The organism is Streptomyces sp. NA02950, from assembly GCF_013364155.1.
Classification (GTDB): domain Bacteria; phylum Actinomycetota; class Actinomycetes; order Streptomycetales; family Streptomycetaceae; genus Streptomyces.
In genome coordinates this window covers 33,524-56,467 of record NZ_CP054917.1, presented here as the reverse complement: position 1 = coordinate 56,467, position 22,944 = coordinate 33,524, and the positions used below count along the sequence as shown (strand labels likewise).

The 22,944-nt window shown below is 71.6% G+C and carries 32 protein-coding genes and 1 tRNA gene; 15 read left to right on the top strand and 18 right to left on the bottom strand.

From position 1 onward, the window contains the following. Positions 1-8: 8 nt before the first annotated feature. The 6 genes from HUT19_RS41615 to HUT19_RS41590 all read left to right on the top strand — a co-directional run bounded on the left by HUT19_RS41615 (position 9) and on the right by HUT19_RS41590 (position 3,520). Positions 9-497, top strand: coding sequence for a hypothetical protein (locus HUT19_RS41615; RefSeq protein WP_176188101.1), 489 nt, complete (start codon positions 9-11; stop codon positions 495-497). Continuing rightward, on the top strand, positions 494-1,090 hold the full coding sequence (locus HUT19_RS41610; protein WP_176188099.1) for a hypothetical protein: 597 nt from the start codon (positions 494-496) through the stop codon (positions 1,088-1,090). The genes HUT19_RS41615 and HUT19_RS41610 overlap by 4 nt, the downstream gene beginning before the upstream one ends. 2 nt (positions 1,091-1,092) lie before the next feature. Then, on the top strand, positions 1,093-1,458 hold the full coding sequence (locus HUT19_RS41605; RefSeq protein ID WP_176188097.1) for a hypothetical protein: 366 nt from the start codon (positions 1,093-1,095) through the stop codon (positions 1,456-1,458). Between the two features lie 147 nt (positions 1,459-1,605). Further along, a complete protein-coding gene (locus HUT19_RS41600; RefSeq protein ID WP_176188095.1) occupies positions 1,606-2,793 on the top strand; it encodes an integrase in 1,188 nt (395 codons plus the stop codon). Next, complete coding sequence (locus HUT19_RS41595) at positions 2,790-3,047, top strand: hypothetical protein (protein ID WP_254886307.1); 258 nt, start codon at positions 2,790-2,792, stop codon at positions 3,045-3,047. Before HUT19_RS41600 ends, HUT19_RS41595 begins: the two co-directional genes overlap by 4 nt. Before the next feature lie 203 nt (positions 3,048-3,250). Then, complete coding sequence (locus HUT19_RS41590; protein ID WP_176188093.1) at positions 3,251-3,520, top strand: hypothetical protein; 270 nt, start codon at positions 3,251-3,253, stop codon at positions 3,518-3,520. Positions 3,521-3,576: 56 nt separating this feature from the next. Here the strand turns inward: HUT19_RS41590 and HUT19_RS41585 are convergent. From HUT19_RS41585 to HUT19_RS41570, 4 genes are all read right to left on the bottom strand, one after another. Then, positions 3,577-3,650: transfer RNA gene (locus HUT19_RS41585), tRNA-Met, on the bottom strand. Positions 3,651-3,903: 253 nt separating this feature from the next. Next, a complete protein-coding gene (locus HUT19_RS41580) occupies positions 3,904-5,412 on the bottom strand; it encodes a 3'-5' exonuclease (protein ID WP_176188091.1) in 1,509 nt (502 codons plus the stop codon). 88 nt (positions 5,413-5,500) lie between these two features. After that, complete coding sequence (locus tag HUT19_RS41575; protein ID WP_176188089.1) at positions 5,501-5,959, bottom strand: hypothetical protein; 459 nt, start codon at positions 5,957-5,959, stop codon at positions 5,501-5,503. After that, positions 5,956-6,981, bottom strand: coding sequence for a hypothetical protein (locus HUT19_RS41570; protein ID WP_176188087.1), 1,026 nt, complete (start codon positions 6,979-6,981; stop codon positions 5,956-5,958). The genes HUT19_RS41575 and HUT19_RS41570 overlap by 4 nt, the downstream gene beginning before the upstream one ends. Positions 6,982-7,293: 312 nt before the next feature. On the opposite strand from HUT19_RS41570, the gene HUT19_RS41565 reads away from it, so the two are divergent. Next, positions 7,294-7,848, top strand: a complete 555-nt coding sequence (locus tag HUT19_RS41565) for a DUF6207 family protein (protein WP_176188085.1) — start codon at positions 7,294-7,296, stop codon at positions 7,846-7,848. 22 nt (positions 7,849-7,870) lie between these two features. Here HUT19_RS41565 and HUT19_RS41560 read toward each other — a convergent pair whose 3' ends face one another. Then, on the bottom strand, positions 7,871-8,458 hold the full coding sequence (locus HUT19_RS41560) for a hypothetical protein (RefSeq protein WP_176188083.1): 588 nt from the start codon (positions 8,456-8,458) through the stop codon (positions 7,871-7,873). 111 nt (positions 8,459-8,569) lie between these two features. On the opposite strand from HUT19_RS41560, the gene HUT19_RS41555 reads away from it, so the two are divergent. Beyond that, complete coding sequence (locus HUT19_RS41555; protein WP_176188081.1) at positions 8,570-8,824, top strand: hypothetical protein; 255 nt, start codon at positions 8,570-8,572, stop codon at positions 8,822-8,824. Here the strand turns inward: HUT19_RS41555 and HUT19_RS41550 are convergent. The 13 genes from HUT19_RS41550 to HUT19_RS41490 form a co-directional block, all read right to left on the bottom strand. Further along, a complete protein-coding gene (locus HUT19_RS41550; RefSeq protein WP_176188079.1) occupies positions 8,799-9,557 on the bottom strand; it encodes a hypothetical protein in 759 nt (252 codons plus the stop codon). The genes HUT19_RS41555 and HUT19_RS41550 overlap by 26 nt on opposite strands. Next, a complete protein-coding gene (locus tag HUT19_RS41545) occupies positions 9,554-10,147 on the bottom strand; it encodes a hypothetical protein (protein WP_176188077.1) in 594 nt (197 codons plus the stop codon). The genes HUT19_RS41550 and HUT19_RS41545 overlap by 4 nt, the downstream gene beginning before the upstream one ends. Before the next feature lie 130 nt (positions 10,148-10,277). Next, positions 10,278-11,546 carry a hypothetical protein gene (locus tag HUT19_RS41540; RefSeq protein ID WP_176188075.1) on the bottom strand — a complete coding sequence of 423 codons (1,269 nt, stop codon included), beginning with the start codon at positions 11,544-11,546 and terminating at the stop codon, positions 10,278-10,280. Positions 11,547-11,757: 211 nt separating this feature from the next. Further along, a complete protein-coding gene (locus HUT19_RS41535; protein ID WP_176188073.1) occupies positions 11,758-11,964 on the bottom strand; it encodes a DUF6011 domain-containing protein in 207 nt (68 codons plus the stop codon). After that, positions 11,961-12,491 (bottom strand): AAA family ATPase, encoded by a 531-nt coding sequence (locus HUT19_RS41530; RefSeq protein ID WP_176188071.1) that lies wholly within the window; start codon positions 12,489-12,491, stop codon positions 11,961-11,963. Before HUT19_RS41530 ends, HUT19_RS41535 begins: the two co-directional genes overlap by 4 nt. Then, positions 12,488-13,222 (bottom strand): hypothetical protein, encoded by a 735-nt coding sequence (locus tag HUT19_RS41525; RefSeq protein WP_176188069.1) that lies wholly within the window; start codon positions 13,220-13,222, stop codon positions 12,488-12,490. Before HUT19_RS41525 ends, HUT19_RS41530 begins: the two co-directional genes overlap by 4 nt. 2 nt (positions 13,223-13,224) lie before the next feature. Then, positions 13,225-14,040, bottom strand: a complete 816-nt coding sequence (locus HUT19_RS41520) for a hypothetical protein (protein WP_176188067.1) — start codon at positions 14,038-14,040, stop codon at positions 13,225-13,227. Positions 14,041-14,042: 2 nt separating this feature from the next. Next, complete coding sequence (locus HUT19_RS41515; RefSeq protein ID WP_176188065.1) at positions 14,043-14,663, bottom strand: hypothetical protein; 621 nt, start codon at positions 14,661-14,663, stop codon at positions 14,043-14,045. Positions 14,664-14,734: 71 nt separating this feature from the next. Then, on the bottom strand, positions 14,735-15,526 hold the full coding sequence (locus HUT19_RS41510; RefSeq protein ID WP_176188063.1) for a hypothetical protein: 792 nt from the start codon (positions 15,524-15,526) through the stop codon (positions 14,735-14,737). Further along, entirely contained in the window at positions 15,523-15,915 is a 393-nt protein-coding gene (locus HUT19_RS41505; protein ID WP_176188061.1) for a hypothetical protein, read from the bottom strand. Before HUT19_RS41505 ends, HUT19_RS41510 begins: the two co-directional genes overlap by 4 nt. Further along, entirely contained in the window at positions 15,912-16,379 is a 468-nt protein-coding gene (locus HUT19_RS41500; protein ID WP_176188058.1) for a DUF4326 domain-containing protein, read from the bottom strand. Before HUT19_RS41500 ends, HUT19_RS41505 begins: the two co-directional genes overlap by 4 nt. A gap of 122 nt (positions 16,380-16,501) precedes the next feature. Further along, positions 16,502-16,750, bottom strand: coding sequence for a hypothetical protein (locus HUT19_RS41495; RefSeq protein WP_176188056.1), 249 nt, complete (start codon positions 16,748-16,750; stop codon positions 16,502-16,504). Next, a complete protein-coding gene (locus tag HUT19_RS41490) occupies positions 16,747-17,118 on the bottom strand; it encodes a hypothetical protein (protein WP_176188054.1) in 372 nt (123 codons plus the stop codon). The genes HUT19_RS41495 and HUT19_RS41490 overlap by 4 nt, the downstream gene beginning before the upstream one ends. A 189-nt stretch (positions 17,119-17,307) precedes the next feature. Here HUT19_RS41490 and HUT19_RS41485 point away from each other — a divergent pair, with 189 nt between their 5' ends. The 7 genes from HUT19_RS41485 to HUT19_RS41455 all read left to right on the top strand — a co-directional run bounded on the left by HUT19_RS41485 (position 17,308) and on the right by HUT19_RS41455 (position 22,360). Next, positions 17,308-17,913, top strand: a complete 606-nt coding sequence (locus tag HUT19_RS41485) for a hypothetical protein (RefSeq protein WP_176188052.1) — start codon at positions 17,308-17,310, stop codon at positions 17,911-17,913. An 86-nt stretch (positions 17,914-17,999) separates the two neighbouring features. Beyond that, positions 18,000-18,947, top strand: coding sequence for a hypothetical protein (locus tag HUT19_RS41480; protein ID WP_176188050.1), 948 nt, complete (start codon positions 18,000-18,002; stop codon positions 18,945-18,947). Beyond that, the gene (locus HUT19_RS41475) at positions 18,947-19,780 is read left to right on the top strand and encodes a hypothetical protein (RefSeq protein WP_176188048.1); all 834 of its coding nucleotides are present in this window, start codon (positions 18,947-18,949) and stop codon (positions 19,778-19,780) included. The genes HUT19_RS41480 and HUT19_RS41475 overlap by 1 nt, the downstream gene beginning before the upstream one ends. Further along, positions 19,780-21,045 (top strand): DNA cytosine methyltransferase, encoded by a 1,266-nt coding sequence (locus tag HUT19_RS41470; protein ID WP_176188046.1) that lies wholly within the window; start codon positions 19,780-19,782, stop codon positions 21,043-21,045. The genes HUT19_RS41475 and HUT19_RS41470 overlap by 1 nt, the downstream gene beginning before the upstream one ends. A gap of 57 nt (positions 21,046-21,102) precedes the next feature. Then, positions 21,103-21,315 carry a hypothetical protein gene (locus tag HUT19_RS41465; protein WP_176188044.1) on the top strand — a complete coding sequence of 71 codons (213 nt, stop codon included), beginning with the start codon at positions 21,103-21,105 and terminating at the stop codon, positions 21,313-21,315. 8 nt (positions 21,316-21,323) lie between these two features. Further along, positions 21,324-21,914, top strand: a complete 591-nt coding sequence (locus HUT19_RS41460) for a WhiB family transcriptional regulator (protein WP_176188042.1) — start codon at positions 21,324-21,326, stop codon at positions 21,912-21,914. After that, entirely contained in the window at positions 21,911-22,360 is a 450-nt protein-coding gene (locus HUT19_RS41455) for a hypothetical protein (RefSeq protein WP_176188040.1), read from the top strand. The genes HUT19_RS41460 and HUT19_RS41455 overlap by 4 nt, the downstream gene beginning before the upstream one ends. Positions 22,361-22,944 lie beyond the last annotated feature (584 nt).

Genomic DNA, 22,944 nt, shown 5'->3' with positions numbered 1-22,944 from the left:
ACGCCGAGATGAGCGACGCGACCGCCGCGCTCCAGGCGGCCGAGCACGCCGGCAGGTGGAAAGCCGACCGCGGCCGGGCCCCGCACTACAGCCGGGCCCTGTTCAGCGCCGGTTGGACCTGCGTCGCCTGCCCGCTGGACGACTGCGACTGGCACCACGACGACCCCGTCACCCACCCCAGCGACCCGGCCGAGCTGGAGACCAGGGTGCGCGAGCACCTCCAGAGCCACGACCTGGTCGACTTCCTGCGCTCACTCCAGACCGCGCGTGAGGCGACCGAGGCCGTACGGGAGTCCAGCGACCGCGCCTGGGACGTCGTCAGCCTCCACCGGCTGCGCGCCATCCACCGGGGCGAGCACCCGACCACTGACCCGGTCGCGCAGATGCTGTCCGCCGCACTGGTGGGCACCGCCGAGCACGAGGACGTACGCCGCGAACTCACCGCACTGAGCGAGGGCGTGGCCGGCGCCCAGAACATCGCCTCGGGCTCCCGGTGACGGCCGCCGTACGCCAGACTCACTGGTGCGGCGCTGCCTGCCGCTGCCCCGTCCACGGCACCCCGCTGTATTACTGGCCCGCGGGCGACCTGCACGCCTGCCAGGACCCCAACTGCCGCCACGCCCACGGCATTTCCGCCGCGGCGCTGGCGGCGGCCGAACAAGGACTGCCCATGACCTTCGACCCCGATGTCTTCAGCCGCTTCCTCGCCGCGCGCCGCGCCGACCCGGACCGCATCCCGCCGCGGGCGGTCCCCCTCGCCGAGACGCTCCGCGGCGCCCTGCTCGACAACCGGCCGACGACCACGGTCCCCGACGCCGACCTGCGGCGGCTTCTCGAGGGGCTCCCCGACGATCCCACCCCGGCCGCGTACGACGAGGACCAGGCCCTGGGGCGCCTCGCGATGACGTCCGACGCGCTGCGCCTGGCCCTCGACAGCCGGGAGGCCGGGTCGGCGGACAGCATCACCGGACACGATGGCGAACTGCACCACCTCGCCTGGCGGGTGCTCGAGTCCGTCGCCGTCGTCCTCACCCAGCGCGAGCCGTCCATCGGCCACCCAACCGACCAGGCCCAGCCGGAGGGGAGTTGAGCATGGCCGCCTCCGCCGACGTACGGCACCCGATGCTCCCGGAGCTGTACGACCGCATCGACTCCTTCGTTCAGGCCCGCTTGGAGGAAGCCCGCCGCGGCGTGCCTGCCGGGAGCGATACCGCACTCGCGCTGGACGCCCTGCAGTACCTGGCCAGCCGGGCAGCAGCCGCCGGCGACCTGATGCGCACCGGCATCCGGACACACACCGACCAGGCGGTGCGGCAGACCCGCGCGGAGGAGGCGTGGGAGATGCTGCGCCACATCGCCCGGCGCTGGCACGAACACCCGGACTACACCGCCGAGTTCGCCCCGACCTGGCGGGACCTGGTCGTGGAGGAGAACCGGGACCCCAGCGCAACACACTGACCGGCGCGGTGTGCCGCCCAACACACCGCTTACCAGCACAAACAGTGATCAACTAGTAAGGAAGCGCCTGCTCCCGGCGCCGCCCGCTCCCGAAAGGCTGCCCACCCATGCCCGTCGCTCCCGCCCCGGCCGCGGCTCGGTGACGCCATGACCACGGCCCACGACACCGAAGGCGCAGACCTCGAAGTCGTCGAGGTGGTCGACGCCGAGATCGTCGACGACGAACTGCTGCCCACCACCCTCACCCCGGCGGCACCCGCCAAGCCCCCGGTGGACCGACACACGATCCTCTACCCCGGCCAGGACCTGGCGACCCGGGCAGACGCCCCCTCGTACACGCGGCGCGACTTCGAGGTGTCCCCGGCGACCGCCGAGCGGCTGCAGAACAAGTCCAAGCCGAAGAACACCAACCGCAACTACACCAACCAGCGGCGCCTGTTCGCCGAGTGGTGCGAGGCCATGGGGCGAGTCGCCCGGCCGTGCACGACGGCGACGTACGTCGAGTGGGTCGCCGGGATGATCGCCCGGGACATGTCCCCGAACACCATCAGCACCTACATGAGCGGCGTCCGGACCTGGATGCCGCCGGACCTGAAGCCGGACAACACCGAGGCCCGCGGCATGCTCAACGAGCACCGCAAGGACTGGGGCAAGCGCAACCGGGTCCGCAAGGCGCCGCCCATCACCCGGCCGATGCTGGAGGCCATGGTCGGCACCTGCGACCTGCGCCACCCGATCGGCCTGCGGGACCGGTGCGCGCTGCTGATCGGCCGGGCCGCGCTCAACCGGCGTATCGAGCTGGCCGACCTGGACATCGAGGACGTGGAGGTCGAGGAGGACGGCATCGCCGAGTGGGTCGCCTTCTCCAAAACAGACCAGGCGGCCGAGGGCCAGGAGACGTGGATCCCCGCGGACCCGGACAACCCGCTCTACGACCCGGTGGAGGCCGTACGGGACTGGCTGAACTGCCTGCACCGCCTCGGCGTCCGCAACGGACCGCTGCTGCGCGCCCTGACGTCGGCCGGCACGCTACAGAACCGGTCCACGGCGACCCTGCGGGGCGACTACGTCACCGGCGACGCCGTCAACGACTGGGTACGCGGCCGGGCGTACAAGGCGGGCCTGAAGGACTGGCACAAGATCACCGCGCACGGGCTGCGGCGCGGCGGCGCTCAGGAGATCGCGGACGCGGGCGGGGACCCGACCAAGCAGGGCCGGTGGAAAGAGGGCTCCGCCACGGTCAAGAAGGAGTACCTGGACCGCGCCCAGACGAGGGCGGAGAACCCCTGGCACAAGGTGGCGGAGAAGCGGCGCGCCGAGGCGGCCCAGCAGTGATCGGTCCCGCCCCCGGACAGCCGGTCGAGGCCGAGGAGTTCCATGTCGCGGTGACCTTCCGGAAGGACGGCCCGGCCGTGACGGGCACGTGGACGGACGGCGCCGTGGCGTTGGAGAAGTTCCTCGGCTTCGTGGGCTCGCACGGCAGCATGGCCGGGGTGACGATCACCTTGTGGGCGGAGGCCGGCGGGGTGCGGGAACCGCTGCGGACCTGGACGAAGGACGGCGGCCTGGTGATCCACCGGGAAGCGTGAACCGATCGCCCGCCACAGCTGTCGGGCCGATGTTTCGAAGGCACCGCCGCGCGGACACGCCTGCGAATGCGGCACAGAGGCCCCGGATTCTCCTCCTGTTCGCAGGCATTGCGGGGTGTAGGGCGGCAGGCGGTGTCGGCTGGCCTGTCGGTGCGCGATGGCAGGATCGGCCGCGGATCCGCTTACGGACTGGGGGAACGGCAGTGACGTGTACGTACGAGTGGCCGCGGGGGGCGAGCAGCGAGGACTCCGCGGCTCTGGAGGCGTGGCTTGCTCAGCACGGCTGGGAGGTCGACCCGACGGTGTTCATGGCCGGCGCGCGGGGCCCGGCGGTACAGGTGCGCCGGGTTGGTTCGGCGTGGGAGGACGGCGAGCCGGGGCTGTTGATCCTGCCGGGCGAAGTCGTGGAGTACGACGGCAGTGGGATGCGCATCGCGACCTCTGCATCCGCGACGGCCACGGTCAGCGCGTAGGAATCGCCACCTGACAACTCCGACCCCCCAACATGATGTTGGGGGGCCGGATCTCGTAGCGCGGGCCGGATTTGAACCAGCGACCTCTGGGTTATGAGCCCAGCGAGCTACCGAGCTGCTCCACCGCGCGTCGGTGTGTGCCCAGGCTACGCCACGCGGGGTGGGCGGGGCAGGGATTTACCGGCGGGTGCCAGAAAGAGGTACGCGCGAGGCCCCAGCAGGGGATTCGAACCCCTCGGTGACACCGGAGACCGCTGCAGTGGCGGCTGCCTCGGCAGACCCGCCCGGTCCCGCTCCCGTGGTGCGCAGAGCCTCGCGCCCGACCAGGTTCCCGTGTATCGCCCCGCTGGTGCAACGGGGTTGGGGTGTCGGTTCGGGAACGGCTACGCGGGCGCCGTCTCACTGGCCAGCTGTCCGGGCACGGTGGCGGCCAGGGCGGTTTGGGCGGGCGGCCCGGGCACCGGGTCGCCGGGCCCGGGCTGCTGCGGGGTGAAGGCGGTGCCGCGGCCCTTGGACATGCGCACCAGCACGTCGCGCGCGGCGGCACAGTCGCCAGCTGCCCGGTGACTTCCGCCCAGGCGCCGCCACCGGGAGGAGCCCAGCCATTGGGCGTACGCCTCCATCAGGCAGTACCAGTTCGCGTCGTCGGCGAGGTGGAGCGGTTTCTTGCCGGCGCGGCGGGTGTCGCCGACCACGACGGACGAGTCGAACTCGCTGTTGTAGGCACAGATGACGCGGTCCTTGGTGACCTTCCGCAGCCGGGGCAGTACCTTCTCCCACGGCCTGGCGTCGGCCACATCGTCATCGGAGATGCCATGCACCCAGTACGCACCGAGGCTGATCTTCTCGGTCGGGCGTACGAGCGTGTCCATGAGCTTTTTCCCGGTCGCCGCATCGATCACCGCGATCTCGACGGTCTGCCCGTAGAGCTTCGTGGTCTCTGTATCAAGGATTACAGCGACGTCGGGCTGCAGCAGTTCGCGGGCCTTGCGGGTGATGCGCCCCCATGTCGGGCAGAGGGTGATCTCGCCGGCGTAGGAGGCGGCTTGGGGGTCGTCGGCCAGCTCCTGGCGGACCTGGTCCTTGGTCGGGGCGCCGTCGATACGTGCCCAGTCCAGCTCCCAGGCCCCGGAATAGGGCGAGTTCCACGCCCAGACCTCGACGCCGTGCCGGTCGGCCAGGGCCTGCGCGAACCCCTTCACGACGGCAGCGCGGGTGGGGGCGAGCCGGGCGTACTCCCGCAAGGGGGAGGGCGTCCCCTTGGGCAGTCCCCGGGCCGATTCCCAGTCCACACCGGGCATCTCCCGTACGGCTCGTACATCGGCCAGCCTGAACAACGCGACCGTGACCGTGCGGTGCCGGCCGACCTCGCGCTCGTACGTGTCCGCGGGCCGTACCCACCCGGCGGCCTCTACGTACCGCCAGTCGGCCGGGTGCCGGATCTCCAGGACGTCGGCGGCGGCCTGGGCGGTGATGAACTGCTCGCCGTCGGCCTCGACGGGCAACCGGTCGATGTCGGCGGTCAGATAGCGGCCGTCCTTGCCGACGGTGACGCGGCCTTCGCTGCCCATGCGCTGGATGTCGCGCCAGTGCCAGCCGATCCGGGCGCTGGCCTCGTCCCGTGTGAGGGAGGCCGCCTGCCACTCGGTGCGGTCGGTGACGACCCGGCGGACGAGGTCGGCGTCGAGGGCGAGTGCATCGGCCACGGCGTAGATCGGGCGCCGCTTGAAGTAGTCGGCGACCTTCAGGTGGCCGCGCGCGACGAGCTCCTCGATGTCGGCGGATGTCACCTTCGCGTCGAGGCGCTCGGCCAGGAGTTCGGCGAGCCGCCATGCGCCGAGGGCTTCCGGCAGCGTCTCATCCGTAGCCGTCTCCAGCACGGTGTCCGTCATCGCGTTCCTTCCCCTACTCGTGGCCGAAGCTGGGCACGTTCAGCATGCCGGGCGCCACTGACAGTGGCGTGGTGATCGACAGTGGGCGTCAGGCGGGGATGCAGCCGACGCTGAGGTGCCAGTACTCGCCGTCGGGCCGGGCGAGGTGCCGGCCGATCGTCTGCAGGTCCGCCGACTCCAGGCCGGGGAGCAGCATCACGGAGATGCTGCCGCCGCTCAGCCGGGCGAAGGACGTCCAGTTCGTGATCCGGGGATCGGCCGGCAGCACGATCCGGGCGGCCCCCTCGTCGGACAGGAACGTGATGCTCACGCGGCCGTCGGGTTCCAGCGACCAGCGGGCCTGGGAGTCGGCAGCGCGGGCGGTCTCCTCCCGGGAGGCGAACCGGTGCCGGGCGGTGAAGTCGCGGACCTCAGCGTCGGTGACGTCGGCGTTCGGGATGAGGATCAGCGCGGGCAGGGTGCCGTCCATTGTCGGCAGTCCGGTGGGCACGGCCGTGGAGTCGGGCACGCCCTCGTACACGGACCCGTACAGCTCCCGCGCGGTCACCGGGCGCCCTCGCCGGTCGCCGCGGCCGGGACGAAGTCGACGGTCATGCGGGCACCGAACAGCACCTCGAGGCGGCCGGCGTCGAGCAGGATGCTCAGGTCGCCCGTGCTGGCCTCCAGCTGCTCGGTGGGCACCGTGTCGGCCGGGGCGGTCAGGACGATGGCGCTGCGGTGGTAGTGCGCGGCGGCAAGCCAGTCGGCGGAGGGCGTCCACGGGGCGGGCGGCTGGTACCAGCGGCCGGTGCCCTGCCGGGCGATGTGCAGCAGGCCGGTGTCGTCGGCGGCGATCGACCACTCCGGCAGCGCGCGGGCCTCCTCCCGGGAGAGGTCCAGCGCGGGCAGGCCGTCGCTGAGCCGGTCCGCGCGGAACCCGGCCGGGCCGTGGCGGTGCGGGCTGCCGGGCTGGAGGTAGAAGAGGGGCGGGCTGTTCTCCGGCTGGGTGAACACGTAGTAGTCCTCCACCGTGCGGGCGCCCCGCCGGCGCTGCTTGGGCGGCAGGGACGCCGTGTCCACAGGAAGGCCGCGCCGACGCCGCTCCAGGGAGAGCTGGGACCAGGCCCAGACGCGGGTCCGGCCACACTGCTCGTGCGTCCACACCGGCACCATTGTCTCCTTGGGGCGCGGCCGGCCGGGGACCGGGACCTCGATCAGCGCCAGGCCCAGGTGGACTTCCGGCTCCCGGGTGACGTCAATCCGCCGGTCGCACAGGTGGCACAGGATCGGGTCGGCGGCGCCGGGCTGGCCGCACTTCTCGCCGTGCTCGACGACCTCACGGACTTGCTCCGTACCGAGGAGTTCCTGCACCCCCCAGGCCACGAAGTAGCCGGTGGTTCCGGTCCGCGGTCGGTGCTCGTCGGCGTCGGCCGCCTCGTCGAAGCCCATCGGCTCCTGGTGGTCGTCCTCGCCGAGGCCGCCGCGCTCGTACTCGCGACGCACGTCCTTCAGCGCGGCCTCGTACGACTGGCCGGTCTCCTCCGCGCGTCGGCGGGCGGCGTTCTTCAACGCCTGGTTCTTGGCTCCCACTTGGTCCCCTCGCTGCGCGCACGGCCCCGTGACCCGGGCACGCCTGGCGTACAGGGCGAGCCTGGAAGCGGACACTGTCGATTCACTGCCGCAGATTCCCGCTGAGCGGGTTCGGGCTGTCGTCGCCATCCGGTCACGGGCCGGACTACTCGGGCCAGGGCCGTCCGCAGCCGGGCGACCAGACACCAGGGTAGTGGACAAGCCCCGCGCCGTGGCGGGCACTTCGGCCCTCGGCCCGTTCGCGTGCACTCGGCCGGGTGAACCCTGCCGGGTGACAGCAACCGCAGACCGTCGGTTGGGGTCTCGTACGGCATGGGAGACATCACCCCCTCGCTCGTGTCCGCGCCCGGGTTGGCCGTGGTCGACATCGTGGCCAGCGACGCAGCGACCTTGCAGACCATCGCCGAGCGGCTGACCGGAACGTGGGCGTCGACCGGTGTGCCCGTCGACCACGAGCCCGCAGGGCAGGGGGCCGTCCGCGGCCGACTGCACCTGGACGTGCGGCTGCCGCCGCCGGGCGTCGTACGGACGCTGCCAGCGGAGTGGGTACGCTTCCACGCCCCGCCGTGGGGAGGACGGCTCGGCCTCGAGAAGCCACTGTGCGTGCGGGCCCGGCAGGACGGCCGGGCCTGCACGCGGCAGGCTGCGGAGTGGCCAGAGGGCTTCGTCGAGGTCGACGACCCGGGGGCGTGCTGGTCTCACCTCGACGCCGCGGAGCGGGAATGGTGCCGGCGGGCCCGGGAGGCGTACCGGGAGGCGTTCTGGCGGCTGAAGCACACGCATTGGGAGACGGCGGGCCACGACCGCAACGGGCGGTGCGAGGGCTGCACGTGGCCGTCCGGGCAGCAGCCGGCCGCGGCCTTCTGACCCCGCTGCCTGGTGCCGGGCGCTATTCCTCTTCTGTGGCCCGTCGTTCTTCCTCGGCCATCCACTGCATATGGCCGTCGGCCTCCTTCCACGCCTTTGTCGCCTCGGGCAGCTTCTCCCCGCGCAGCGTCGCGCCGAGGCAGGCCATCGCGTCCTGGTGCGCCGCGTACGCCACCGCGCGTGAACTGCCGAGGCGGGTCTCGTACAGCAGTCGCGCGTCGTGGGATCCCCAGATCAGCAGATCCAGCGAAGCGGTGAGGCGCGTACGCAGAGCCTCGCTGCGGAACGCCATGACGGCGACCTCCGCCTTGCCGAGCTTCGAGAGGAGGTAATCCGACCAGTATTCGAAGTCCTCGGGCGCCGGCCCGGACCCGACATCGGTGTTCCGGTAGATCTGGCGCACCTCCAGCAGTGCGGCAGTGATGGTCGCCGCCGCCTCCTTCTCCTCGGCGCGCTTGCGGGCCTGCTTCGTGTCGGACAGAACGCGCCAGGCGACCATTGAGGTCAGGCTGCCGCCCAATACCGCTCCGACGCCGCCCAGGAGAGGTGCGAGCCAGACAGGGCTGGTGCTCGTGCTGGGCTGCTGAGCGGCGGCGATGAGCCAGTCCACCGGAAGGGACCTCCTCCTCGTGCTGGGCGCGGCCGTTTCACCGCGGCGATCATGCTACGCCGCAGATGACCGGCCGGAAGCGCCTCCCGCGGAGACCGCTAGTCTCCCTGCATGAGTGTCACCACCCAGGAGGTCACGGCCGCGGCTGCCGACATGCTGAAGTGCGGCGCCTGCGGCGCGAGCACCGCGAAGCCTGCGCCGGCGCAGTACCGCCCCTTGTGGGAGGCGGGATGGCGCTGGATCGGCACGCTGAATCTCTTCTCCTGTCCCGACTGCCCGCCCGTCGTCATTGACGAGCGGGGCAGGCACCGGCTCGGTCCGGGCGCCAACGGGGGCGAGACTACGAGGCCGCCCCTTCGCCAGTGACCCTGCTCTGCAGCTCGGCGGCGGCCTGGTCGAGTTCGGCGTGCAGTGTCGGCAGCAGGGTCAACGCGTCCGCCACGGCGTCGGCTCTCGCCGTCGGATTGGCCTGGACAGCACTGAACGCCTCCAGGGCCGTCATCGGAACGAGGCGGTGCGACCAGGCCAGGGATGCACGGGGCGGGGCATAGCGCTCGGTCAGCCGCTCGATCGGGCTCAGCTCGACGCCAGCACGTCGCAGGAAAGTGGCCAGGCCCTGTTCCTGGACGAGCTTGCAGATGTCGTAGTCCTGCGCCCAGTTACGGCCGCGGTCGCCGTTGGCCTCCGCAAGGATCGCAGTGACCATCGCCGTCTCGCGAGCGTCGCGCGGGTGCGGTTTGGAGACGGTGCGCCACAGTTCCGCGACGGCGCTGGGTGTGATGGACGGGCGGTCGCGGAAGTCGACCCCGGTGGCGGGGTCCATGGCCAGCCGGATGGCCCCGAGCGCGACGGTCTGCTGGGACAGTTCGCGCCGGTAGACCAGGCCATCGGTGGCCTCCCGGTCAGCCTTGCGGGCGGCGCGCCGTATCTGCTCGACGGTGGGGCCGTCGGTCCAGCGGTACGTCCACTCCCGGCGGGCGTCGTCGTATTCGGGCTCGATGTGCTCGCCTCGACTCCAGTCGAGCTGGTACTTCTCGCCCAGAGTGCCGGCGAGTCGACGCAGGCGACTGGAGCGGTTGGCGACGGGAGTCTTACTCACGCTGCCGCCGTCGAGTCATTGCCCAGACGGCGGTCGACTTCTTGCAGCAGGCCGCGCATGCCCAGCTCCTCGGCCTGCTGGCGGGCGCTGGCACGCAGTTGCTCGGCCTGACGTGCGATCGGCGCCGAGTGCTGCCCGGCGGCCGTCATCGCCTCGGCGAGCCTGGCAAGTTCAACGGCGGCCCGGACGGTCTGGTACACGACGAGGGCTTCCGCGGGCGGCTCGCCGCCTTGGTACGCCGGCGCCACGGCGAACCGGTCGAAGAACTCCTTCGGCGCCGTGGGCTCGCCGCGGAAGTACTGCGCCGCCCAGCGGAGCGCGTCGGACCAGACCGGGGCCTCCGGGTCGCTGCTGCTATCGAGGCGGGGGCCGAACCGGTCCTCAAGCGTGCGATGCGCTGCCTCAGTGGGCGGGCCGTCGCTATGCGCGGCCACGGACCACTTGAGCGCGTCGTGCCAGATCATGGCGTCGGGGTCGCGGCTGTAGCGGAGCGCGTCCGCGTACATGCTGAGCCGGATTCCGTTCCGCCGCGCCACGGCGCGGTCGAACTCGTCCTCGGCGTTGACCGGCGTGTAGATGTCGCGGCGCATGGCAGAAGCGTACGGGTGTCGAGTCATCGTGAAGTCCAAGTCGGCAAGTACAGCTCTCGGCGATGCACAAGCTGTACGGTCGGTGCGGGGCCGGGTGCTGCATCCCCCGTCGGCACCCGGCCCCGTGGGGTCAGGCGGGGGGCTGACCGCTGGGATCCAACTCCGGGTCGGCTCCCAGGGTGTACGTGTGGTACACGGCCGAGCCGACCAGGTCCCGGTACACCTCGCGCACGGCCTCGGCGGTGAACTGGCCACGCAGCGCGGCCAGCATGTCCAGGGACAGCGCGGCGTGCTCGTGTTCTTCGGGCAGGCCCGGCCAGTAGCGGTTGAGAGCGTCTCGTACTGCCCGGAAGGCGTCGGTGATGACGCGCTGGTCCTCGTCTTCGTCGAGTTCCCACGGTCGGCGGGCGGTCACCACGACCAAGGCGGCGACACGACGCCAGCCGGGCGGAGCGTCGTCGGGCCGGTCCGTGATGCCGGGAGGCAGGACGAACACGTCAGCGCGGGCCGGGTATTCGGCGCCGTCGCGGTCCAAGGTGTGCAGGGCGCGGGCGACCAGGGCGGCGAAGAGCTGCTCCATGGTGGAGTCGCCGACCAGGCCGGGGTCTGGCTCGCTGGGCATGGAGGCGTCCAGCAGGAACGCGGTCGAGGCGACGGTTTCCTCGGCCTCATCGAGGAGTTCCGCGGCGGCACGGGCCCGGTGCGCCCCCACCGGGTTGCTGCTGTGGCTGGTGGCCCAGCTGGCGTACGGCGCGACGTTGCGGCGGGTCCACGGGTCGGTGATGCCGTGCCAGCCGAGCCCGTCGACAAGCCCGCCGAGGACGTGCGCCAGGTTCTCGGCCACCTCGACGACGGTCTCCCCGGTCACCCAGCGGGTGAGGATCGGCGCGATGACTTCGAGGGAGGCCGGGTCGATGGACGTGGCGGGTACGCGGGGGCCGACGTCCAGGGTCATCTGCAGCACGATCACCGACTCGGTGGAGCCGGGGCGGCCAGCGACCAGGTCCTCCGGCCGGCCGGTGGCTTCCTCGGCGGCGGTCGCCGCAGCGTGCAGGGCGGCGATGAGGGTGGACAGCGCAGTCGGCCCCGCGTCCGTGAGCGCTTGGCGGATGCGCGGGAAGTCGTCGTCGGCGGGGACGTCGATGTGCCGGACGGGCCCGGCCTGCTCGGTGATCTCCTCGTACGTGCGGGACTCGCTCCAGTCGAGGCTGCGGGTGCCGTAGGCGTTGGCCTGCCCGGACTGCAGGTACCAACGTTCACCGTTGTCGTCGACCAGGCTGACGGGGTACGGGCTGTCCTGGCCGGTCGTGTCGACCTTGCGGACGGCTTTGGCGCGGCGGGCGCCGGTGCGTTCCATCTCTGCCTTGGCTGCCCGGTCGCGGGCGCGGTTCTTGGACATCAGGTCCATCACTCCATGCCGGTACGCCCCACGCGCGTACCGCTCATGAGCGGACGCTGGTCATCGCACGATGTGTCAGAGACAACCTGTCCGGATGCCGGGATCTGGCGTGGGCTCTCGATCCCATCACGGATGCCGACGGTCGTGCGCCGCCAGGAGCGACTATATGCCTCGGCCAGGATGAACGTGCCGTCCCTTAGTACGTGCCGCATCACGCGTCTGGGAGTTCGTCCTGCTCGACGTCGAAGCGGCCCGGGCTGGGGGCCGAGGTCAGGTCGTGCCGACACTTCTCGCCCCGGCCCCAGAGGCGGGACTTGCGGTTGGTGAGCGGGGTCTTGCAGTCGAGGCACTTCACGACGGGCCGGTCGCGGGTGACGGGGATGGGCAGGCTCGTCTGGTCGTCGCGCTGGGTGGTCATCGCGACAGCCGCCGCGGGGCGTGGATGGCGGCCCGGCACGCGTCGGTGAGCACGGCGTCGTCCAGCCGGATCACGGCCGCGTGGCCCTCGGCGTCGAGGGTGGGCAGGGCGGTGGTAATGGCCGTGTGCTGGCGGGTCACGTCGGCGGCCGGGACCTTCCGGCCTCGCGACTGCTGCCGGGCCAGACACTCCGTCAGCGGCACCATCAGCACAAGGAGGATCGTGGCGCGGCCGTGCGCGGTCGCGATCGCGTGGACGCGGGCGCGGCGCTCCGGCTGCGAGTGGGTTCCGTCCACGACCACCGGCGTCCCGGCCGCGCAGTGGGTCGCCAGTTCCGCCCATGCCGCCGTCAGTGCGTCCTCGGTCACCGCTTCGACGCCGGTGTCCCCGGGCATCCGCCGCTGATGGGCGTCGTAGCTGACGACGGCCGCGCCCAGCTCGCGCGCCAACTGCTCGGCGAGCGTGGACTTCCCCGCGCCGCTGGGAGCCATGAGCAGCACGCACGGGCCGGGCGCCGCGGGCGTCACGGGCTGTCCTCGGGGAGTTGGGGCTGCAGCTCGTCGTGGCCCTTCTCCTCCCACTGGCGCCGGTAGGCGGACACGTACTCGTCGCAGGTGCTGCGGGCGTGGAAGACGGCGGAGTCGGAACCGAGGTCGGGGCGCCAGAGGTTGGGGCCGGGGAACCGTACGGCCTTCATCCGGGCCGTGATGGCTTCGCCGCAGCCAAGGCAGTGGCCGGCCGGGATCGCCATGAGCCGGTCGGTGTTGGCCATCTCGAGGTCGACCATGGCCTCGGTGGTGACGTGGGTGCACGGCGGGATCTCGTTGCACAGACGGCAGACGCTGTAGTGCTCATCCAGGACGAAGAACGGGCGGCTGGCGCGTACGGCGTAGTGCTTCGGCTTCGCGGTGGGCTGGTCGGCGGGGCGTATGACGAGGACCAGGGGGCGGTGCTCCCAGGTGGCGCGCTCGGGCTGATCGCCCATCTCCCGGCCGGACACGACCTGCTCCGCCCACCACTGGGTGAACCGTGCCCACTCCTGCTGGAAGTGCTCCGGCCACAGATCCACCGGCCGCTCGTTCACCTCGACGACTTCGTACGCCTTCCGCTCCCCGAACACGATGATGGTGCCCGGCCGGATGCGGGTGGAGTGGTTGGTCTCCTTCAGGTACGGCATGACCCCGTCGCCGGGCAGGTATCCCCGCCTGTGCGGCTGTTGGGGGCGCCACTGGTGCAGGAAGCTCACGGGTATGCGCATGGTCAGGCGTCCTCCGGTTCGTCGCTGCTGATGACCAGCCGCAGTCGCGCCCGCGGGGGCACGGGTTCCTTCCCGGGGACGGGCCAGTCGTCGGCGCGGACGCCGTACACGGGCGGCTCCCAGCCCTCCCAGGTGTAGTGCCGGTACAGACGGACCCAGTCGGCCTCGTAGTAACAGGGCAGCAGGCCGCCGGCGTTCGGGATCGGCTCGGGCGCTCGCTCGTTCTGCTCCTGGACCTGGGCGCGGACGCGGGCGGCGTGGTCGCGGTGCCGCTGGCAGAACCAGTGCCACCGGTACCAGCCGGTCCCGGGCAGCTTCTCCAGGACGCGGTCCTTACCGGGTGCGCCGCAGACGTTCTCGGTGTTGCGGAAGTCCTCGGCGTCCCGCTTCTCCTGCTCGACCCTGGCGGGCAGGGACATCTGCTCGGCCCTGTAGAGGCGTTCCTTGTACGGGCGGACGCGGGGGCCGACGCAGGTCCGCTTGGACGCCTCGTAGCCGCCGGGGCGCTCGTCCGGGGGAACGTAGCGGGGCCGGTCGTGTTCGATGAGCGCGCGCAGCGGGTCGGTGTAGCGGTGCCGTTCGTCGCGGCCGAGGGCCTCGCGGATGTTCGCGAACTGCTCCTTCCCGTTGGCCGGCTTGGGCAGCATGGTGATGACGTACGCGAACGCGAGGAGGAGCCGGCGCGAGTCTGCGTCGGCCCGTTCGTCCTGGTAGATCTGGTGGGCGAGTTCAGCGAAGCCGCCGCCGTCCCGGCCGCCGGTCTTCGTCGACGGGTCCTTCTTCGGCGGCTCGTAGGGGATCAGGTTCAGCGCTCCCACGCTCAGCCCTCCTTGGATTCGAGCACCTGCACCATGGTCTCCCCGGTACCGGTGGTGAGGCGGTCAGCGAGGAGGGCTTCGCCGGCCTCGGTGAGGCGTACGAAGGTGGCGCCGGTGGCGTCGGACTCGCGGGTGGTGGTGGCCAGGTGGGAGAGGAACAGCGTCTGGAAGAGGTCCGGGTCGGCGAGGCCGGTGACGCTGGAGGCGCCCGGGCGGTGGGTGACCTGGCGGTCGGCGATGAGGCGCAGGGCCTGCCACTCCTCCTCGGTGGGCTCGTCCAGGCGCCGGACGTGGACGCCGACGGCGCCGGGGTTCGGGTTGTCGAGGATCTCGGCGGTGTAGCCCGCGTCCAGCAGGAGGGCCTGGATCTCGCGGTCCCGGTCGGCCTCGATGCGCTCGCTGGTCTCGGTGCCGTCGCCCTCGTCGTGGACGTAGTGCACCTGGACCAGGGCGCCGTGCTGCTGGGAGGCGAGGAAGCCGGAGCAGCGCGGGGATCGGGTGCCGGTGCGGCCGATCCCCACCTTCTTCCGGCGCTGGAGTCGGCCGCCGCTGGACTTGATCAGGAGGTTCCCGATCGTCTGGGCGCGAATGGACCGGTGGATCCGGGCCAGGGGTCGGGGCATGGTGCTCCTTGGTGCAGGCGGGGCCGCCGCCCTCGATGGCGGCGGCCTTGGTGGGAGGTCCGACGGGTTGATCAGGCAGCGACGGGGGTGGGGGTGTCGAGTTGGGTGCCGAGCAGCAGCGCGCGGATCGACTTCTCGTACTCGCCCGAGCAGATCCGGTCGTGGAGGAGCTGACCGGCGACCAGGCACCGGGCGCGCAGGCTGATCGCGGCGACGACGTCCGTGTCGGCGCCGGCGTCGGTCGCGGCCTTCTCCGCGGCGGCCGAGGCGAGCGTGTAGGCCGTCTTGAGGCCGGCCGCGCGTCGGGAGTACCGCGCCTTCCAGTGCGCCCAGTCGGTCACGGCCCGGGTGTCGTCCAGGCGCTCGTCCCAGGCGGCGTACTGGCGGCGGGCGCCGTCGGGGTCGGCGGCCCACGCTTCGGCCCACTGCCGGGCGAGGTCGGGCACCTGCGCGATGGTGTTGAGGACCTTTTCGCCGCGGTGCCCGAAGGCACGCCAGGCGTCGGTCTCCGCTACGACGTGGACCTGGTGGGACATCAGCCAGTACGGGTAGTGGCCCTCGCCCCAGTTGCCGGTCTCTCCGCGCGGCTGTACGACGAACAGCCGGATCGGCCAGCCCTCCTCGATGCGCTCCAGGATCTCGCCGGGCTTGGTGTACATGTGGAAGTACGAGAACGGGGCGTCGGTGTACCACTTCTTGCCGGGGCTGGGGTGGTCGATGGTCTGGCCGACGTGGTCGGCGAGGTTGACGGTCGTGACGGGCTCGCCGTGCTCGCGGGCGTACCGGGCGAGGTACTCGCAGCTGGGGTGGACCGTCCCGTCGGGGCGGGTGGCCATGTAGTGGGTGACCGGTCGTTTGCTCATAACTCCTCCGTGAACAGATCGAGTTGCTCGGTGTGGGTGGGAGTGGAGCTGGGCTCGGGCGGGGGCTGGTGGCAGCGGCAGTTGCACCGGACGCGGCAGCGCCGGTCGGCGAGGTAGACGGTGGCGGTACTGCCGAGAGGGAAGCTCCCGCGGCAGGGGAAGGGGCCGAAGCCCTGGCCGATGACGGTCTCGTGCTCGTAGCCGCCCCAGGCGATCCACTGTTCGTGGCCGCACTCGCCGTGCCGGTCGTACCGGCAGGCGTTGGAGGTGATCTGGCAGGGGCATTCGGTTTCCGCGGGCGGGATCTCCAGCGGGGCAAGGACGTGGTCGCGGATCCAGGCCGCGTCGGCCTCGGGCATGCTCGGCACGACCGCCGCGACGGCGGTCACGCAGCGTCCCGCAGGTGCTGCAGCGGGGTCTCGCCGCGCCGGGCCCTCGAGCGGTCGACGCGGCGCCGGGCGAGGGTGACGTACCGCGCGGTCTCGGCCGGGTCGGCGTTGGCCCACTGCATGAGCACGTCGGCGTGGCAGGCCAGGCCCAGTTCGCAGGGGCAGATGAGGTCCTTGCCGCGCAGCTCTTCCAGGCGGTCGAGGACGCGGTCGCGCTGCAGGTCGTACTCGGCGTCGTTGAAGTAGGTGCGGTCGCCGGCCAGCCACTTGCGGTACAGGTCGACGACGGCCTCGTGCGCTTTGGCGCGGTCGCCGCGCTCGGCCAGTTTCAGCGTGTAGGCCCAGTCGAGCGTGAAGGGGTTGCCGAAGTCCCGGGTGGTGCGGTCGACGATGACACCGTCGCCCTTGCGCCAGCCCTCGGTGCGCTCGCGTTTCCTCCTCACGGGCAGGGCGGGGGTGCTCAACTGGGTCTCCGTTTCTGCTGGGGCGGGTGGGGTGATTGCGCGGCAATCACGCCTGTGGGGATTTTGGGGCTGTGCTGTGAAATGAAGATCGGTTACGCTGGCCGCGCCGTACGCGGTGTGAACTACTGGGCCGCCGCCTCGTCTTGGGGCTGGCGGTCTTCGTCTTTGGGCTGGCAGGGCGGGGTCTTGTCGCCCTGGAGCGTGTTCCAGGACTTCTCGCCCAGCGTCCACTCGGTCCACCACTGGCGGCGGTAGGGGTGCGGGCGGCGGTCGGCGAGCATGCCGCAGTCCCCGCACCGCTTGCGGTAGTCGTTGATCTTGTCCCACCGGTGCCGCTTCGGTTTGGCCGTCTCCTGCTCGGTCTGGCTCATGCGGCCTGCCGGACGGTGATGCCGTAGCGCTCGGCTCGCTCGATACAGGTCGGGCAGGAGGGGGCGCGGCGGTCGGCCGGCCGGGTGGGCTCCAGCCCCCAGAACTTCGCCTGCGGCTTGCACAGGGCGTCGCCCCTCTTGCGTACCAGGCGCCCGGCGTTGAGATCCTGGTCCAGGCGCAGGTGGTAGTTGGCCTGGGAGCGGGCGCCCTCGTGCGGGTTGAAGGCGTAGGCGACGTGGGCGCTGGGCACGTCAGGATCAACGGGGACCAGTTCGACCGTCACGGCCGGCGGCGGCACTGGCTCCGGAGCGGGCGGATCGGTGGCGTGTTCCGCGATGAGGTTCGCGAAGAACTCGCTGAATGGCATGGTGGGCATTGGCGGATTCGGGCGGAGCGGCCCTGTCCTCCTTTCGTAGTCGACGTGCCGGACGACCACACCATACCCAAAACCCATTGCTTACGTATAGGGTTTTAGTTATCGTGGGGCCGCCGGGACGGTTGGTGCAGCACGCACCACCGGGACCTCCGGCACGGTTCTGCGAAAGTGAGGTCGTACATGTCGTACGCCGACGCGCCGGTCAGGGTCCGGCGCGGCCCGCCGTCGAGAGGATCAACCGCCGTGGCTGACGAGCAGCCCTCCGTCCCCGTGTTCCGCCTGACCGACAAGACGTCCTACGAGGTGATCGCCGAGGGCGGCGTCGCCAAGTTGAAGACCGACTTCGGGGTGCTCGAGGGCAGCGCCGATGCGTTCGGCGCGCTCGCCCGGGCCGCCGGCCGCGCGGTGTGGGCGGTGCGCGACGACTCGGGAGACCTGCCGTCCCGGCCGCTGTACATCCCGCAGGACGTGAAGGACGCGGCGGAGAAGAAGGCCAAGCGCGAACACCGCAGCCTCGCCGACGTGCTGCGCGGCGGGTTCACGAAGTACCTCGAGGGCGGCATCACGCCGGTCAAACCGGTGCGGGCACCGCGCCGGGCGGCGGGCGAGAAGCCGGTCAAGTCGCTGCCGAGCGCCAGCCTGCGCATGAGCGACGACGACTGGGCGCCGATCGAGGCCCGCTGCAAGGCCGACAAGGAGCGCCTGAAGTTCCTCGTCAATCCGTCCCGGGTGATCACCCAGTACCTGCGTGAGGACTACCTGGCCGGCGAGCTGGACCAGGAGTAAGACGCCGCGCGGGGGCGCCCTGCGGGCTGGAAGCCGACACCGGCCCGGCCCTCCGCGACAGAACAACCGCATAGGAGACCCACCTCATGGCGACCGCCGCCGAGGCCCCCGCATCCGCGGGCGGCCTGGTTCCGCACACCCAATTTCAGTTCGCGCAGGCCGCGAAGGAAGCCCGTCCCGTACGTGCGCTCCTCGACGGCCCGCCTGGTTCCAACCGGTTGATCTCCGCTCTGCGGATGGCCTCCGCCCTGGGCGACACCATCGCGGTCATCGACACCGAGCGTGGCAGGTCCCGGCAGTACGCCGACGAGGTCACGTTCGACGTCACGGAGATGACCTCGTTCGACCCGAAGGACCTCTGCCTGGCGCTGTACGCCGCAGCCTCATACGACGTGGTCGTGCTCGCCAGCTGGTCCGCGTTCTGGAGCGGCCCCGAGGGCGTCCGCGACCAGGTCGCCCAGCGCGGCGGCAAGGGCGGCAGGGATGCGGCCTGGGACGAAGTCCGGCCCGTGGAACGGCAGATGATCGAGGCGGTGCAGTGCTTCCCCGGCCACGTCATCGGCGTCCTGCGTAACCGCCTGGAAGCCGTTCTGGCCACCGACGCCGCCGGGCGCACGGTGCCCACCCGGGTGAGTATGCGCGCCGAGGCCCGCGACGGCCTCGAGTACGACGTCGACTTCGCGGCGTCCCTGCTGCCGACCCACGAGATGGTGGTCACCAAGTCCGCCGCGCCCGCCCTCGCCGACGAGGTCCTCACGGACGCCGTCGCCGTCGGGGCCGCGCTGAGGAAGTGGGCCGACGAAGGAGTCGACCGTGCTCCGCGCACCGACATGCTGCACCGCGCGTACGACGGCGAGGCCACGTACGAGTCGCTGTCCGAGCTGGCCCGCGAGATCCAGGAGTGCCGGGCGGCGGGCATGGCCGCCATCGACCACCAGGGGAAGCTGACGACCCTCGGCGACCTCGTCTCCTTCCGGCTCTCCCGGGCGTACGCCCGCAGCCAGCAGGCCAACGCCCAGCAGGGGGCGGCGTAGTGGCCGACCGCGAGCACGGTTACGCGAAGTACAAGCGCGAGGGGTGCCGGTGCCCGATCTGCCGCGCTGCCAACGCCGCGTACGTCGCCAACCGGCAGAAGCAGATCATCCTTCGGCGGTGGCAGCCGTATGTCGACGCCGAGCCTGTGCGTACCCACGTGCGGGGGCTCATGGAGGCCGGGATGCAGCGCCGTCACCTCGCCACGGCCGCCTGCATGTCGCACGGCGTCCTCGAGCGACTGCTGTACGGCCGGCCCTCACTGGGGAGGGCGCCCTCCCAGCAGATCCGCGCCCACCACGCCCGGGCGCTCCTGGTCCTGCGTGCCGACCCGGCGGCGCCGCCCTCCCGGATACCGATCGACGCCACCGGCTCATTACGGCGCGTGCGGGCGCTGGGGGCGATGGGCTTCCCCAACGCGGTGCTGGCCGGTGAGCTGGATATGCACCCGATGAACTTCCACACCATGCTCAGCCAGGCCACCGTCACCGTGGGCATGGCTCAGCGGGTGGCCGCCCTGTACGACCGGGCGTGGAACGCGGACCCGCGCGCCTTCGGCGCCACCGCCCGCGGCATCACCCGTACCCTGGCGCGCGCCGCGGCAGCCGGATGGCCCTCCCCCCTCGCCTGGGACGACGAGTCGATCGACGACCCGGCGGCAGTCCCCGACCTCGGAGCCCGCGCGACCCGGACGGCCGCGCTCGTCGAGGACATCTCCTGGCTGATGGAGACGTGCGGGTACACCCGGCAGCAGGCCGCCGAGCGGATCGGGGTCACGAAGGCCGCGGTCGACCAGGCGTTCGCGCGGGCCAACCGGCGAGCGGAGGCGGCCTGATGGCAGCGTTCGCCGTGACGTGGAGCGACCAGTTCGGCGGGGGCGGGGGTGTGCCCGGGGGCCTCGAGCAGGTGCCCGGCACGGTCGTCGTCCAGGCCGGCAACCACGCCGCACACTGCACGGCCACCTACAAGGCCAACCACCAGCATGTCCGGGTGCACCTGGCAGACCTCTCGCAGGTGGTGCCGTCGGCGTGGCCGCGGACCCACGCGCTGTGGTCGAGCCCGGAATGCACTCACCACACCGTCGCGCAGGGCCAGCCGCGGCTGCAGGGCGAGTTCGTCGACGGCCTGTTCTCCACGACCGGCGCCGACGAAACCGCCATCCGCTCGCGGGCCACCATGCACTGTGTCCCGAGGTTCGCTGAGTTCCACCAGTACCTGTTCATCGTCGTGGAGAACGTGGTCGAGGCTCGCTTGTGGGGGCCGAAGCACAACAAGGGCGCCGCCTTCAACGCGTGGCTCGCCCAGTTGCGTGCGTGGGGCTACCGCCACCGCATCGTCTACGCGAACTCTGCGCACGCCGCCGCCTACGGGCCGGCCGCGCACACCAGCCGGGACCGCATGTACGTCGTGCTGTGGCACGAGTCCGTCGGCCGCACGCCGAACTTCGACAAGTGGATGCGCCCGCTCGTGGTGTGCGCCCGGCACGGGAAGGTGCAGGCGCTGCAGAGCTGGAAGCTGACGGACTCCTGCTCGCCGCAGCGGCCGTGGGGCAAGTACATCTCCCAGTACACCTGGCGCTGCCCTCACAAGGCGTGCGCCACCGTGGACCTGGAGCCGTACGCGCTGCGCCCGATCGCCGAGGTCCTGGACTTCTCCAACCCCGGCCCGCTGATCGGCGACCGCTACCTCCGCCCGCACAACGCGAACACCTGGCGAAAGATCCAGGACGGGCACCTCAAGTACGGCGGCGCCCCGTTCATCGCCGAGCTGCGGGGTGGCGGCTCCACGCACCGGCCCACCAGCCGGCCCCTGTCAACGCTGACCGCAGGCGGCAACCACCACCTGTGGGTCAGCGGAACCGCTGCCGACGTCCGCGATCGGCACGCCCGGCTCGTGACGATCGACGAACGGAAGGTCGCCATGACCTTCCCCGCCGACTACGAGCTGATCGCCACCGCCGAGAAGAAGCAGGACCGCGACAAGCAGCTGATCTCGATGGTCGGCAATGCCGTCACCGGCAACATCGCCCGCGACCTGGGGGCGATGGCCTTCGAATTCATCACCGGCCAGGAACTCGAACCCCTCGGGCTGGCGGCATGACCGCCGCCCGCCGGGTCGCCCTGGCCCCGACCGCGCCGTGGACGGAGGTGAACTCCCATGCGCATCCGCTGCCTTGCCGCCGCGGCGCTCACCGGTGCTGCCGTCTTGTGGTGGCACCGCCGCCGGGTCGACCAGGCCCTGGCCGGCGAACGGCTGGAGCGGGTCCTCGAGCGTGCTGTGCACCGCCGGACCCGGTCCGAGCTGGCCGCGACGCTCGTCGTCGCCGAGGCCACCGACGTGATTATCCGGGCGCAGGCCCGCGAGGAGTGAGGATCGACATGCTCAGCCCCGACCAGAACGCCGCCCTCTCCGAACTCGAAGCCCACCCGAACTGGCCGCTGCGGTTGTGCGCGGTCACCGACGAACTCGGCGAGTTCGTCATCGACCCGGACCTCTTCTACACGCCCGGTGCCGCCAACGAGCGGGACGCCAAGAAGGTCTGCCTGAGCGGCTGCCCGGTCCTGGCGGCCTGCCGCGCCTACGCCCTCGGCGGCAGCGGATGGTGGGAGTCCGACGGCGTGTGGGGCGGGATGACCGCCGACGAACGCCGTGCGGAGCGCCGGGCACAGAAGAAGCGGCGCGCCCGGCTCGCCCGCCAGGGCGACAAGCGGCCCCAGCCGACGGAGAACTGGGAGCCCTCCCCGGCGCAGGCGTCACTGCTGCAGGCCCTGGCCGAGCAGCCGGACCTGCGGGCCGCGGCCGAGACGATGAAGCGGCCCTACCCCAACGTCCGCTGGGTGTACGCCCAGATGTGCGAGCAGCTCGGCTTCCACTCCGACGAGCTGACGGTGCCCGCGCTCCTCGAGGAGGCCGCCAAGCGAATCTCCGGCGAGCGGCCGTCCGGCCCCGAGCTGGAGGCCGCCGCGTGACGACGGCCCTCCTCCCCCTGCGCCCGGCGCCCGCGGACGACGAGCCGCGCACCGCCGCACCCGCTGTACCGGTGCGGCGCGGCCGGGGCCGGCCGCCGGCCCTGACCAACCCGGAGCAGATCGAGCAGCTGCTCACCGACATCAGCCGGGGTGCCACGGTGGCCGAGGCCGCAGCATCGGCCGGGCTGTCGAGGACCCCGGTGTACAACCTGCGCCAGCACGACTCGGTGTTCGCGGCAGCCCTGACGCTCGCTCAGAAAGCAGGCAAGCAGGCGCGGCGCGCGGCCGGGCCGGAGCTCCAGGTCGACCAGCACGGCACGGAGTCGAGCTACACCAAGCGCCGTTGCCCCTGCGAGCCCTGCCGGGCCGCCGGCACCCAGGCCCGCAACCGCCGTCGCGCCGCGACCGGCGACACCACCAACGCCCCTGCCGCTGCGGCAGCCTGACAGGAAGGAAAACGCCGTGAACACCTGCGAAAAGTCGATGCGACACGTCGGAGTGAAGGTGGTCGCAATCCACGCGGTCGCAGAGGTAGGCTCAGCCCTGGCCATATTTGGGGATCACGGATCCGGTGGCCGCACTAGTCCGAAAACGCTTATGGCCCCCGCCACCCCCGGAGTGGACGCCGGGGTAACGAGGGCCGAAAAAGCGCCGAGACCGTGTTGGGACGGCCGAGGCATGAGCCATCGTACCCGTGCATCCAGTGCACGGCACATGAGGACCCACCCGGGCAGCGCATACGCGCCACGCCCGAGGGCAGGTCTTGGCATGTCTCGGACTGTTCTTCTTCCTCGATTCCGCACCGGCGGCGCCGTCTTCGGCGTGATCTCGCAGCGGAAAAGGGATGGCCAGGTCCTCCCCCGAAGGGGGGCTGGCATGACGTAGGTCTGCCGCGGAGGTGATTGCCCCGCAATCACGGAACCCTCCGCCGGCCGCTGTTCGCCGACCAGTTGATTGCCCGTCAACCAGTCGAGCCACGCGCGGCCACTTCCAACGGTGGTCAGTTCAGGTGCCCGCCTGCACTTCCCAC

Coding starts and splice junctions, on each gene's coding strand:
- HUT19_RS41580 (WP_176188091.1), bottom strand. CDS start 5,412: ATGACGGACACCGTGCTGGAGACGGCTACGGATGAGACGCTGCCGGAA.
- HUT19_RS41465 (WP_176188044.1), top strand. CDS start 21,103: ATGCGCATCCGCTGCCTTGCCGCCGCGGCGCTCACCGGTGCTGCCGTC.
- HUT19_RS41605 (WP_176188097.1), top strand. CDS start 1,093: ATGGCCGCCTCCGCCGACGTACGGCACCCGATGCTCCCGGAGCTGTAC.
- HUT19_RS41470 (WP_176188046.1), top strand. CDS start 19,780: ATGGCAGCGTTCGCCGTGACGTGGAGCGACCAGTTCGGCGGGGGCGGG.
- HUT19_RS41540 (WP_176188075.1), bottom strand. CDS start 11,546: ATGTCCAAGAACCGCGCCCGCGACCGGGCAGCCAAGGCAGAGATGGAA.
- HUT19_RS41600 (WP_176188095.1), top strand. CDS start 1,606: ATGACCACGGCCCACGACACCGAAGGCGCAGACCTCGAAGTCGTCGAG.
- HUT19_RS41460 (WP_176188042.1), top strand. CDS start 21,324: ATGCTCAGCCCCGACCAGAACGCCGCCCTCTCCGAACTCGAAGCCCAC.
- HUT19_RS41490 (WP_176188054.1), bottom strand. CDS start 17,118: ATGCCATTCAGCGAGTTCTTCGCGAACCTCATCGCGGAACACGCCACC.
- HUT19_RS41480 (WP_176188050.1), top strand. CDS start 18,000: ATGGCGACCGCCGCCGAGGCCCCCGCATCCGCGGGCGGCCTGGTTCCG.
- HUT19_RS41510 (WP_176188063.1), bottom strand. CDS start 15,526: ATGAGCAAACGACCGGTCACCCACTACATGGCCACCCGCCCCGACGGG.
- HUT19_RS41485 (WP_176188052.1), top strand. CDS start 17,308: ATGTCGTACGCCGACGCGCCGGTCAGGGTCCGGCGCGGCCCGCCGTCG.
- HUT19_RS41535 (WP_176188073.1), bottom strand. CDS start 11,964: ATGACCACCCAGCGCGACGACCAGACGAGCCTGCCCATCCCCGTCACC.
- HUT19_RS41545 (WP_176188077.1), bottom strand. CDS start 10,147: ATGCGCCGCGACATCTACACGCCGGTCAACGCCGAGGACGAGTTCGAC.
- HUT19_RS41565 (WP_176188085.1), top strand. CDS start 7,294: ATGGGAGACATCACCCCCTCGCTCGTGTCCGCGCCCGGGTTGGCCGTG.
- HUT19_RS41525 (WP_176188069.1), bottom strand. CDS start 13,222: ATGCGCATACCCGTGAGCTTCCTGCACCAGTGGCGCCCCCAACAGCCG.
- HUT19_RS41615 (WP_176188101.1), top strand. CDS start 9: ATGAGCGACGCGACCGCCGCGCTCCAGGCGGCCGAGCACGCCGGCAGG.
- HUT19_RS41515 (WP_176188065.1), bottom strand. CDS start 14,663: ATGCCCCGACCCCTGGCCCGGATCCACCGGTCCATTCGCGCCCAGACG.
- HUT19_RS41495 (WP_176188056.1), bottom strand. CDS start 16,750: ATGAGCCAGACCGAGCAGGAGACGGCCAAACCGAAGCGGCACCGGTGG.
- HUT19_RS41555 (WP_176188081.1), top strand. CDS start 8,570: ATGAGTGTCACCACCCAGGAGGTCACGGCCGCGGCTGCCGACATGCTG.